Origin of the sequence: Micromonospora sp. NBC_00898 (assembly GCF_045207895.1) — a bacterium.
Lineage (GTDB): Bacteria > Actinomycetota > Actinomycetes > Mycobacteriales > Micromonosporaceae > Micromonospora.
In genome coordinates this window covers 897112-909348 of the sequence record NZ_CP108775.1, presented here as the reverse complement: position 1 = coordinate 909348, position 12237 = coordinate 897112, and the positions used below count along the sequence as shown (strand labels likewise).

Annotated in this window: 6 protein-coding genes; 1 reads left to right on the top strand and 5 read right to left on the bottom strand. The window is 72.1% G+C overall.

Going from position 1 to position 12237, the window contains the following annotated elements:
• Positions 1–20: 20 nt before the first annotated feature.
• A complete protein-coding gene (tnpC, locus tag OG799_RS04200; protein WP_406043274.1) occupies positions 21–1424 on the top strand; it encodes an IS66 family transposase in 1404 nt (467 codons plus the stop codon).
• Between the two features lie 108 nt (positions 1425–1532).
• Here tnpC and OG799_RS04195 read toward each other — a convergent pair whose 3' ends face one another.
• From OG799_RS04195 to OG799_RS04175, 5 genes are all read right to left on the bottom strand, one after another.
• The gene (locus OG799_RS04195) at positions 1533–4208 is read right to left on the bottom strand and encodes a hypothetical protein (RefSeq protein ID WP_406043272.1); all 2676 of its coding nucleotides are present in this window, start codon (positions 4206–4208) and stop codon (positions 1533–1535) included.
• The gene (locus OG799_RS04190) at positions 4205–6667 is read right to left on the bottom strand and encodes a Clp protease N-terminal domain-containing protein (protein ID WP_406043270.1); all 2463 of its coding nucleotides are present in this window, start codon (positions 6665–6667) and stop codon (positions 4205–4207) included. Before OG799_RS04190 ends, OG799_RS04195 begins: the two co-directional genes overlap by 4 nt.
• Before the next feature lie 140 nt (positions 6668–6807).
• Positions 6808–9783, bottom strand: a complete 2976-nt coding sequence (locus OG799_RS04185) for a hypothetical protein (protein ID WP_406043268.1) — start codon at positions 9781–9783, stop codon at positions 6808–6810.
• Positions 9773–10786, bottom strand: a complete 1014-nt coding sequence (locus OG799_RS04180) for a hypothetical protein (protein WP_406043266.1) — start codon at positions 10784–10786, stop codon at positions 9773–9775. The genes OG799_RS04185 and OG799_RS04180 overlap by 11 nt, the downstream gene beginning before the upstream one ends.
• Entirely contained in the window at positions 10783–11505 is a 723-nt protein-coding gene (locus tag OG799_RS04175; RefSeq protein ID WP_406043264.1) for a DUF6338 family protein, read from the bottom strand. The genes OG799_RS04180 and OG799_RS04175 overlap by 4 nt, the downstream gene beginning before the upstream one ends.
• Positions 11506–12237 lie beyond the last annotated feature (732 nt).

The window sequence follows — 12237 nt, the reverse complement described above, 5'->3', positions numbered from 1 at the left end:
GGCTGGTAGCTTGGCGGGTTGTGCCTGCCGAGTCGTTGCCGTCGTATGACGAGCTGGTTGCGCACGTCGTGGAGTTGACCGCCCGGTTGGAGCAGGCTCTCGCGCGGGTTGCGGATCTGGAAGCCCGGTTGAAGTTGTCGTCGTCGAACTCGTCGAAGCCTCCCTCGTCGGACGGGTTGGCCAAGCCGGCGCCGAAGTCGTTGCGCGGGCGGTCGGGTCGGGGTCCGGGACGGCCGAAGGGTCAGGACGGTGTCACCTTGGAACGGGTGGCGGACCCGGACGTGGTGCTCCGGCACCGGCCCGCGGTTTGCGCCGGGTGCGGGAAGAGCCTGGCGGCGGCTACCGAGATCGAGGTGACCCGGCGGCAGGTGATCGACCTTCCGGAGCCGAAGCCTCAGGTGACCGAGCATCAGCTGATCACTTTGGCCTGTGCGTGTGGGCATCACACCACCGCGCCCGCGCCGCCAGAGGCGTCCGCGCCGGTCGTGTACGGGCCGCGTCTGGCCGGGATCGGCGTCTACCTGCTGCACGGGCAGTTCCTGTCGGTGTCACGCACGGCGGCGGCGATCAAGGACCTGTTCGGGGTGCCGGTCGCGGCGGGCACCGTGGCCGGCTGGGTGAAACGCACCGCCCTGGGCATCATCGACCGCGTGCTGCCGGTGATCGCCGGACGCGTCGCCGCCGCACCGGTAGCCCATTTCGACGAGACCGGGATGCGCACCGCAGGCCGTCTCGCGTGGCTGCACTCCGCCTCCACACCCACCGACGTGCTCCTCGCCGTGCACCCGAAACGCGGCACCATCGCGATGGACGAGATCGGGATCCTCCCGCGGTTCCGCGGGGTCGCGGTGCATGACGCGTGGGCGCCGTACGACACCTACACCGACGCGGTCCACGCGCTGTGCAACGCCCACGCGCTCCGCGAGTTGATCTATGTCACCGACACCGCCACCGGCCTGGTCGCCGACCTCGCCGGCCAGGCCATCAGCGCCCTGCGGCAGCTGAACCAGCTCGTCGGCACCGCGCACACCGCCGACGCCACACCTGATCAGGCCGACCTCGCCTACCACCTGCACCTGTTGCGCAGCGCGGTCGTGCTCGGCGCCCAAGCCACCGCCGAACGCGCGAGCAAGCTCGAACGCAAGCATCACGCCCTGTTCGTCCGGCTGCGTGACCGCCGCGACGACTACCTGCGCTTCGTCACCAACCCCGCCGTCCCGTTCGACAACAACCCGGCCGAGCGGACCATCCGCATGCCGAAACTGAGGATCAAAGTCTCCGGCAGCATGCGCACCCTCACGGGAGCCGAACACTTCGCTGCGATCCGCAGCTACACAGCCACCGCCACCCGAAACGGCCTCGGCATGCTCGACGCCCTCATCACCGCCGCCGCCGGCAACCCCTGGATCCCCACCACCGCCTGACCACCGGCTCCAACGCGCCTCGATCCAGGGACCTATCCAGTTACACCAGAACAGCTATCGTCGACTCGGGCCGGCCCGTGTCGCGTGCCATGCCATTCTTCCTTGAGATCAGCCGGTCGCATTTCCCGTCTCGGGCGGCTTTCCGGCCAGTGCCAGCACCTGTAGCATGGTGGCGCAGCCGTCCGCCGTCTCCGGAAGCGCGGCGGCCAGCTGCCGCAGGTCGATGGCCGTCTCCCACACCAGGTAGGGCGCCGGATCGGTCTCCATTGCTTCCCGTATCTCCCGGCTCGCCGCCTCGGGGTCGCCCCGTGCCACCAGCAACCGCGGCAGGCTGAGCGGGGCAAAGGTCCGGCGCAACGCCATGGCAGCGTCCAGTTCGTCGAGCGCCTCGCGACGGTCGCCGGTGGCTAGCAGCGCCAGCCCGTACGCCGCGTGCGTGGCCGCCTGGCCCGGAGCGAGGTCCGCGGCGAGGTGACCTTCTCGGACGGCCGCCTCGCCGTCGCCTAGGAGCAGGTGCGTCTCCGACAGCGCGGCCCGCGTCGTCCACCGGCAGGGTCCGACCCGCGCGGCCATCGTCAGATCGTCGAACGCCGCCCGGCTGTCCCCGAGCATCCTCCGGAAGACGCCGCGCATCTGCCGCGCGTAGTGCTGCCCGTCGAACAACCGCAGCGACTCGTCAAGCGCGGCGATCGCGTCATCGCGCCGCTGCGCCCGCCAATGCACCAGCCCGTATGCCGCCTGGCAGCGCGCCGCGAGGAGCGGGTACCGCTCGGCCACGACGGCCAGTTCTTCGAGGGCCTCGGCATCGCGCAGTAGCTCGGCGGCGCGCTCGGTCCGGCGCAGCCGAAGCATTCCGGCGGCGTCGGACCCGTCGGACACCGCGTCGACCGCCTTGTCCACCAAGGCCAGCGCCGCGTCGATCCGGCCGGCTTTCCAGAGCACGTCCTCGATCGTGAGCAGCCGCTGATGAGGGAAGGTACTGCCGGCGTAACGGAGCTTCACCTCCGCCTCGCGCCGCAACGCGTTCACCTGCTCCGCCTCGCGGCCGAGCAGCCGCAGGCAGTCGGCCCGCAGCCGGTGTGCCTCGGCCTCCTCCGCGGCGGCGCCCTTGGGCAACGGTCCCGCGGCGATCGCCTCGTCGAGGATGGCCAGGGCTTCATCCGGCCGATCCGTGAGCATACGACGGGCCGCCTCGCGAGTGACCCGGAGGCGGAGTACGGCATTGCCCAGGCCGCGAGCCAGGGTGGACGCCTCGCGGACGGGACCGGTCACGTCCGGCCGCGAGTGCATCAAGGTCAACAGGTGCTCGCCGTACTCGCCGGCGAACGTTGCGGGATCTCGTCCGGTGAGGATCCGGAGAACCTCGGTGCGCTCGGTGGCGAGGCCGTGCGCGACGCCGGGCGGCGCGTTGTTCAGCGACTTGGCGTGGAGCATGCCGAGCGCCGCCGCGATCCCGGGCAGCGGGTCGTCGCCGGACATGGCGGCGAGTCGGCGCTGGGACGCGACGGTCGCGGCGGTCGCGCTCGCCCAGTCGCCGCCGGCCAGGTGCAGTGAGACGATCTCATCGCCCAGGCGCCGCACGGTGTTCCGGCCGGATTCGGTGGTGGTGTTCTGCCTATACAGCTCAGCCGCCTCGACCAGCAGGGGTATCCGGCCGTCGGCCACGCCCGCGTCCCGCAGGCAGACGGCCTGGCGGCGTAGAACCCAGGCCACCTGTTCCCAGCCGAGCTCGTCGCCGGTGCCGGCCTCGGACCGGGCGATCCGAAGCTCGGCCCGGGACGCTTCCAGCGCAAGCCCGGGATATCCCATGCGATCGCCGTACAGCGCCAGGGTTCGCGCGGTGAGCCGGTCGCCCGGGGTGAAGTGGTCGGGGTCGGTGGCGCGCAGCCGCCCGTAGACGTCGATGAGCCGGGATACCAGAGTCTCGGCATCCGCCGGAGTCAGCCAGCTGCGGTCCGGATCGCCGCCGATGAGGTCGCTCCAGCGCTTCACCAGCGTGTCGTCGGCGTACAAAAACAGGCTCGGATTGCGGCGCTCCGCGGGGGGCAGATCCGGATTCAGCCGCATCGCCCGTTCGGTGGCGCCTCGCGCCGCGAGTGTCGCCGCGGCGAGCTGGGCGTCGGGCGCGGAGCGTCCCTGGCCGGCCACCGCGCCTGCCCAGCCGAGTTCCGCGAGGGCGTCGCGGTAGCGGCGTGCGCCCGGCCGCCCGCGGCGGCGCAGTCGCCGCACTGGGCGCAGCCGCTCGAACTCGGCGCGGGCCCTGGCGAAGTGCTCCGCGGCCTCGTCGGGGTGGTCACGGATGTCCAGGGCGCAGGCGTAGGCGAGTCGGGCGAGTGCGCGATCGCGGCGGCCGCGGCCGCGCAACGCTTCGCCGTCGGCGGACGCGAGAACACCGACGACCACCGCGCCGAGGCGGATGCGACGCCGCAGCGCCGGACTCCACCGGGCACGGGCACGAGCCTCGCCGAGGCGCTGCTCCGACCGTTCCCGCTCGCCCTTACCAGCGTCCACGAGCGCCATGAGCAGCAGAGCCGGCGCCTCGGCTCGGCCGAGAACGGCCTCCTGGTAGGCGGCGCTCGCGCACACGCCGGCCAGTTCGGAGCAACCCAGCGCGTACGCGAGCCAGGCGGTCTCCATCAGGATGGGCCGGCGACAGACGGTCGTGTCGGCGGGATGATCGGCCAGCACGGCGAGGTAGTCGTCCAGGGCCGCAGCGAAGCTGCCCTCCGCACGCAGGCGCCTGGCGCGCTTCAGGGTCTCGCCTCCGTGCCGGCATCGCTTCATGCGGTGCTCCGTTCCGGGCGACGGGCCCGGCGAACAGCCGGGGTGAGCACTGGCACCGGGGGCAGCAGGTCGTCGGCGCCGTCGAGGACGGACGCCTCACGAACGTCCTCGCGAGTGACGAAACGGCGGCCGCGCCGCGCCGCGCGCTCGCATGCCGCCCGCGTGCCCGGCCGGTCCGGCGCCCCGGTACTCGGTTCCTGCCGCCCGATCGCCCGACTCAGGTGATCCAGCTCAATGCCCCACTCGCCGGCGGCATCGGCGCCGGCCCGTGCGGCGGTCAAGATGCCGCGAGCCGGGAGGCCGACCCGCACGGTGCCGCGACCGTCGGCTTCGAGCCGGGGCAGGACCCTGCTCCCGTACGCCTCGACTCCCTCGGCGAGATGCCGGACGCCGAGGATTCGACCCGGCTCGGCCGCCGCGAGATCGAGCGCGTGGCCGATCGCGAGCCAAGCGGGCAGGGTGAGCCGATGGTGGTGGACGATCTCCCCGGCCGTGAACAGCGGCCCGGCCCGCGCCTGCAGGACCGGACCGGCGAGCGCCGCGTCGGAGCGGACCCGGACCTCCTCCAGGTCGACGCCGTGGGCTCGCAGGAGGGCGCCGCCGGCGCCGTGCGGGTTCGCAAGCAGCGCCATGAACAGGTGGGCGGCGCGTACTCGGCCTTCGCCGAGCGCGCTGGCGACTAACGCCGCGTCGTGCGCGAGCGTGGTCAGCTCGGGATCGAGATCCGGTGCTGTCTTTCCGGTTCGGGCGTACCAGCAGCCGACCGTCGACCGCAGCGCCTCGGTCGTCACGCCGAAGCCGGCGAGGATCTCGGCGCAGTCGCCGTCGTGCGCTACCGCCAGCACCAGGTGCTCGGGGCCGACGTGACCGTGGCCGAGGGCACGGGCGAGGTCCAGGGCGAGCGGGAGGGTCCAGCAACGGCCGCCCGCCGCCGACATTAAAGGCTCCAGCCATTCGGGGTCCGGCGGGGGTGGGCCGACGCGCTTCTCTTTCGGGGTCGTCTCCGGGCGGGCAGGTGCGCCGGAGGCCTTCGTCTCCGGCCGGCCCGGTGAGTCAACGGCCGGCGCGGGCGGCCCCTCGGCGGTCGGTGCCCACAGCGCCCGCGACGTGGCGTCGTCGAGCTCAACCGCCGGCGGAGGCGCCAGCCGCCGGCGGACCGCGCCGAACGCCTCCGGGTCGATGGCGGCCAGCCGGTCGAACAACGCCTCGGCCTTGGCGCGAGCCTCCACCGCCTGCTCGCGCCCGCTTGGCGTCACCGGCCACGGCGAGCTGACCGGCGGCTCCACGATCCCTGCGACCGTCCGCAACCCGTCGGCGATCTCCTGGCGCAGGCGCACCCACTCTGCCTGCCGGCGCGGGTCGGCGAACGTATGCAACCCCAGATCGGCAAAGCGCTGAGCCCTCCGCAACCTCGCCACGGCCTCCTGCACGTCACCGCCGCTGCCATGATCGAACAGGGCCCTGATCAGCAGCATCCGTGCGCCGGTCAGGTTCTCGTCGAAATACCAGGCCAGGTCCGTAGCGAGGTCAGCCGCCGTGCGATCCTCAGAGGAGAGCGGCTCTTGCTGCGCCGCAGCGGCGGCCACCTCCCCGGCGATGGCGAGGGTGAACATACGCCAGGCGGGCTGACGCTCCGCCGGAATGCTTCGGATGCGACCATCCGGACCACGGATCCCGCGCGCCGGGCCGAGGTCGAGACGTCGCCGTACCGAATAGAACGCTCGCTCGGCACCCTTCCCGTCGCCGGCCTCCAGCAGCCGCCAGGCCGCCATGATCGTCAGCCGGTGCATCACGGCGGTCTCCCGCAGGCCCAACTTCTGCTCGCCCATGGCGCCCGCGACCTGTTCGCTGAGCTCGCCGAAGGTTCGGATACTACTGCCCGCCAGGCGTACCTCGGCTGCCGTCCATCGCACGTAGCGCTCGGTGGCCCGGTTGGCCTGCGTGAGGCGCTGCGCCCGGCGCAGGCTGCGGGTCGCCTCGTCGAGATCGCCCAGTCCGACGAGGGCGGCCGCCCGGGTGGTGTGGGCGCGCACGGCGATGGTCGCGAGCCGGCCCGTCGGATCGGGCGGCACGCCACGCAGCGCCGCGGCGCTCAACTCGGCGGCGAGCATGTGATCGCCCGCGGCGCGGGCCGCCTCGGCGGTCCGCAGCAGGAGCACCCGGCCGCAGGCCGGCTCGACCGGATGGTCGGCGAGGATCCCGAGGTAGGCGTCTGTCGCCGCGTCGGCGAGCCCGCGGCCGGCTAGCTCGTCTGCGGCCTCGATGCGCTCGCCCAGGCCGTGCCCGCATCGCAGGCGGGGCGTCACCGCGGGCAGTCGGACGCTATCGCGGTGCTGGCGGGCGCGGACGAGCCGCGCGAAAACGGTTTTGAGCCTGAGGTCCCACACCAGCCGGTAAACGACGGCCAAGAAGAGGTACCAATATGGGATGTCCAGCCACATGACGCCGGCGACGGCCATCGGGAGGCTGAGGAACCAGTATTGGCGGACGGTCAGGTAGACCAGCAGGACGACGCCGGTGCGCCACCAGCCGAGGTCTTGGACGCACAGCGCGGCGAGGAGCGGAAGTGGCAACCATCGCAGCGCGTACGAGAGGGCGCTCACGGTGTGTCCCACCCCCTTCCCACATACGCCAGGGACAGCCACAGCACGGGGAACGTGCGCTGCCCGTCGCGCCAGCGCGCTAGCTCGGCGAGTTGGACCCGGCGCAGCTCAGCCACCGGCGCCGCCCCGGAGGACAGGCCCGCAATCAGCGCATCGGTCATCCGCTTCAGGTGCGCGCTCGCGTACACGGTGTAGAGCGTGCAGCACACGTGGGAGGCGCCGGCCAGGACAACCGCCGAGCCGAGGCCGAGCCACTCGCTGGCCGGCGCCTGTCCGACGAGGAGGGCGGGCGGTGGTCCGATGCCGATGCTGCCGCAGCCGATGAGGACGACGCGCTCCGGCATCTCGAACGGCCGATCGCTTTCCTCGGCGACGAGATCGTTCATGGTGAGCCGGTCGACCTTGCCCGGCTCGCCGGCTGCCAGGCGTAGCCCGCCCGCCGCCGCGTTGCCTGGCACCGCATCGACGTGGCCAACCAGCGTCAGCAGCCATGATCGGTCGTCGTTCATGGCGTGCAGCAGGTCGCGGCACTGTCGCTTGGTCAGCGGGCCCCGGACGGTTCGGCCGACACCCTCCGGCCGCTCGAGTACCGCCATGTCGGCGTCGCCGTGCGGGGCGACGATCGCCAGCCGCGCCGGCCAGGTGCCCCGTCTTGGTCCACCGTGGAACCGCCGCCCGGCATGCACGACGCCCCAGGATGGCATGTGCAGTACGGCCGCGCATTCGACGACGCGCAGGTCGCTCCCCGGCCCCAGCGGCAATCCGGCGACGGGCAGGTGACCGAGAGCGGTGGGCAGCGACACCACCAGGGTGGCGTCACCGGTCGCCCGCCGCAGGCCCTCGGCCAGCGGCGGCGGGAGGAAGGCGGCCGCGATCCGCCCGAGCATGTCACGCTCCGCCCGGGGGCCCGCGGCGCGGCCCAGCGCGCCGGCCACGACCCGGGCGCGGATCCGCTCGGCGTCCTCGCCGGGGCGGGCGAAGGGCAGGGCATCGAGCAAATCGGCGTACGCGGCGGCGGCCGGCGTGTCGGCGGAGAGCGGGATGCGGCCGTGGCTCCACTGTCCGGCCGGGTCGCGGACCGCCCAGTAGCAGTCGTCGAGGACCGTGACGGCGCTCCAATACCACGTCCGCGGTCCGATCGCGTCCAGCTCGCGGTCCAGGTCGATCTCGGCGATCTCGGGGTTGAGGCCGGGCAGCCGCAGGCCCGAACCGATCCGGACGCGCGGGGGCTGCCGTACCGGACTCAGCCCTTGCAGCGCGGCGACCGTGGCAACGCCTTCGGCGACGTCGGAGCCGGCCGCGCCCGCGACGTGCTCGATGTCGGTCGCGGTGGCGTCCAGAGCGGCGAGAGCCGAGAGGGTACGCGCGTCGGTCACCGAGGGCAGAACCTCGCCGCGAGTGATTTCGATAATTTCCGCGACCATGGGGCTGTCACCGTGAGCGGAGGCCAGCGCCAGGGTGGTGGCGTGCGCGTCGAGCTGAGTACGGCTCCAGGAGTCACGCCAGGCGGCCGACGGCAACATGTACCGGCCGTGTTGCGCCGCGGTCAGGGCCGAGGCCGCCTGCACCAGGGCGGCCGTCCCGTCGCCGGCGGCGTCGTCCAGCTTGGCGAGCAGCAGGCGGCCGGTCGTGGCCGCGAGCGGCCGCGCGTCGGCGTCGAGCATGGCCAGCGCCGTGATGACATCGCGGCGGGGGTCGACTCGAGCGCGGTCCCGGCGATCCAGTTGCACGCTCGCCCGTAGCAAGAGGTCGTTCGCAGTCTCGTCCCGGGAGCCGAACAAGGCGGTGCGTCCGTCCTCCCCGCTGACGAGTTGCTCGAGGGCGACGGCGGCGTCCTCCAGTCGCCCGTGCGCGATCATCAGGCGGGCGAGCCACATCTCGGTGAGGCGCAGCAGATCGAACTCGCGGCGCCGTACGGCCAGCAGTCGGTAGCGATGCACCAGGCGTACGGCGTCCGGGAACGGCGCCGCCAGGACGTACTGCTGCGCCTCGGCCAGCAGGAGCGGCCGGGCGTACCGGCGGCAGGAGCGCGGCGTCAGCAGCGGGATCGCCTCCCGCCGCCACCGGTCGGCCTCGGGGTTTCCGGTGGTGGCGAGCAGGCTTGCGAGCTGGGCGAGGCACCACCCGCGGACCGTGGCCGGCATGGGACGGTCCCGCGCGGTAGCCCGCGCCGCCCGTGCGAGTGCGTCGTCGACGTCGCCCCGGTCGAGCGCGAGCAGGGCCCGGCAGATCTCCACCATCGGTTGGACCGCGGCGGGCAGGTCGTCGCAAAGAGTCACGAACGGCGCAGCCACGTCGGCCCGGCTGGCGGTGGCGAGATCGACGGCATTGGCCAGCCGGGCCGCGCGACCGGTGATCATTAAGCGGATCCGGATGCGCGCGGGAACCATGCCAAGGATGGGACCGCGGGCCCCCCATGGGGCCTCGAGCAGCTCGGCGAGGCTGCGGTAGGAGAGCAGGGTCCACGCGAGGAATGCGGCCACCAGGCAGTACCACCATCGGCCGACGTCGAGGAGCATCGCCCCCGCCAGGCTTACGACGAGGAGAACGACCGACCTGACGTCCCGCCGGCCGGCGAAGAGCAGCGCCACTGCCAGAATCGTCAATTGAGCGCCGGTGCGCCAGTCGATCGGCCACCACAGCAGGGCGAGGCCGGCCACGATGCCCAGCGCGTCGCCGATGCGGAAGATGAGGGGTGAGGCGAGCTCGCGGAGCATCGGCCGTACGCGGTCAGATTGGTACCAGCCGAGGTGACGCCGGTCGGTGCGCGATGCCCGGATAGCGCGGCGCGCCCCGATCGCGTCGAGGAGGACCTCGGCGGCGGTGGTAAATCCCGCCATGCCGGCCACCAGCACGACATCCACGGACGTGGACAGGTCCTCCAGTTCTCGCGCCTGCGCGGCATACTCGCGCAACCACTCCGCAGCCTCGGTGTCGGCCGTCGGCAGGCCGGCGCGCACGTCAGTCGTCATCGTCGAGCCCCAGTTTGCGAAAGACCAATTTCTTCCCGGTGTTTCGCGCCGCGCGACGGATGTCGCGGGGGGTGGTCCCGGGGTCGCCCAGGTCGACCCGTTTCATCCAGAGCTCGCACCAGGAGCCGCCCGCACCCACCGCCGCCGTCAGGACCAGGGCGACCACCACGGGGGCGGGGCTGAGCACGACCGCGGCCACGACGAAGGCCAGCCACACGATGGCCGATAGTTCGGTCGGCGTGGCGAGGGCCGGCACCAGGGGCAGGTAGAGCCACCAGTGCATGCCGCAACGTACGGCGATCATCAGGGTGACGACCACCATCAGCTGGTGGATCACCTTGAGCCGGGCCCATCGGGCTGCCCGCACCAAGCCGTACGGCGAGGAGGTGGCATTGGGGCCGGCGGGCATCAGGCTGTCTAGAATCTGCTTCATGACGGCCGATCGACTTCGACCCGTCCGCGTCACGAGGTCGGCGATCTCGGGCGTCTCCGGCGCGACGAGCATCGGGGGCCGCGGCACCGGCGCGAACGCCCGGTCGTCCCGCGCCACGTCGGCCGCGGTCCTCGCGACCCCCGTACGCAGGAGGTCGAGGTCGATGCCGGCACCGTGCAGCGGCGCGAGTTCGGCGTCGGGGAAGCCAGCAAGCGCGGCGGCGAGGTGTATCGAGCCGATGGCGTCGTCGTTGGTCCGCCGGCGTTCCCCGTCGGCGCGGGCGAGCAGGGCGCTCATCCGCTCGTCTCCAGATCTCGAGCCCTGATTGCCGTCCACGGGCGCCGGGCCGATGGGCAGCTCGGCGAGCAACTCCTGCGGCGGGATGCCGACGGCCGTCAGAGCGGCGCTGGCGAGGCTGTCGGGCGCGGAGAGGACGGCGACCGCTACGTCCGAGAGGCGGGGTGTGCTCTCGCCCCGTACGGCCGCGCGGCTCCGGGCTACCGCCAGCGCGGCCGACACCACGTGGTTCACCTCGTAGGCGCCCCACGCCTGCGAGATGACCGCGGTCACGACGACACCTCCGCGGGTGGCCCGACGGCGGCCGGCGCCGCCGGTTCGGGCAGGACGTACGTGACGGTGAGCAGGACGATGCGGCGAGCGCTGAGCGACGCCGCGTTGACCGACGGGAGAATGCCGCCGTCGGGATCCTCCGGCGCCCGGTAGAAGATCTCACCGCTCAAAGTGAGCTCGCGGTCCCCGTTCTCCACCGGGGCCTTGCTGTAGCTGTGCAGCCGGCCCGCGACGTAGCTGCCGTCGTCGATGGCGCAGCCCACGTGGATCGTGGACTCGGGGTGTTCGTGAAACAGCAGCCACCAGGCCGACTGCTGATCGCGGACGCGGCGCGCGCGATCGTTGCGCCAGCCCTGCCATCGGGCCGGGAGCCGCTTCTCCCACGGCTCCCATCCGAAGACGACGGCGATGGCGAGGGCGAGCGCGAGAAAGGCGAGCAGCCACCAAGTGACGAGGGCGAGATGTGCGGCGCTGTAGGGCGCGGGCCTGAGAATGATTTGGGACAGGTTCGGCGCACGCGGCGAGGCCACGACGGTGACCAGGGCGAGGATGGCCGCCGCGGCCAAGTCGATGGCGACCCCTGCGAACACTATGGACAGCAGCTCCTGGATGGCGGTGTCCACCCGTTCTGGTCGTCGGCGGAGCGCGAGCTTGTGGTACACATAGCCAGGAAGAGCGAAGACCACGATGAGGAACAGTCCGACAACCGTTGTTGGCATACGCGCTCCACATCAGTCGCTTCCAATGTGTTACGGACAGTAAGGTCGGGTTGTCACACTGTCCATACCCCGAAGGTGGCATATGTCGGACGATCAGCGGATCACGGGGAACGGCTCGTCACGTGCGGATGACCTTCCGGACGACGACGACGATCTGGGTGGCCCCCTGGGCCAGACTCCCGTGTCGACGGAACGACCGCCGACGTCGCCTGCGGCCCCGCCGCCCTTGCCGCCGCGTCGCTTCCGATCCGGATCGGACGACGGCGCCACGCGCGGCTGAGCCTCCCGCCGGGGGCCTTGATGCACGCATGTCCTGGCCGAGACGGCAACGCCGATCCGTTGGATCAGGAGCGGTCACCGCGCACGTCGTGCCCTTGTTCAGGCGCTAAGCGCCATCGCTGCCTGCGCCGACGACGCATGGGGCACCGACTCCCGCGGCAATCAATTCGGCGCCTTGGCCGGAGGACGTGCGCTACGCGGCAAATTAGCGTGCGAGCTTCCAGGCCTTCGGCAAGTCCAGTGGGCGTATTCATCACCACTGGTACCGCGCGGAATGATTCAGGCAAATCAACTTAAACCGCGCTGCCGGAGCCAGGCTCCCTTGACGTCCCAGTCGCGCTGGAAGGACGAGCTTCGGATCGGCACGCCTGGTACCACCTTGGTGCATTACCTTCAGCGTCGACGCCGGCCGAACGATACCTGTATACTCCATCGCAGCTCCCCATGAATGGC

Excerpts from the sequence above, each read along its gene's own strand:
- OG799_RS04195 (WP_406043272.1), bottom strand. The coding sequence starts at position 4,208 with ATGAAGCGATGCCGGCACGGAGGCGAGACCCTGAAGCGCGCCAGGCGC.
- OG799_RS04190 (WP_406043270.1), bottom strand. The coding sequence starts at position 6,667 with ATGGCCGTCGCCGGCGTCATGTGGCTGGACATCCCATATTGGTACCTC.
- OG799_RS04185 (WP_406043268.1), bottom strand. The coding sequence starts at position 9,783 with ATGACGACTGACGTGCGCGCCGGCCTGCCGACGGCCGACACCGAGGCT.
- OG799_RS04175 (WP_406043264.1), bottom strand. The coding sequence starts at position 11,505 with ATGCCAACAACGGTTGTCGGACTGTTCCTCATCGTGGTCTTCGCTCTT.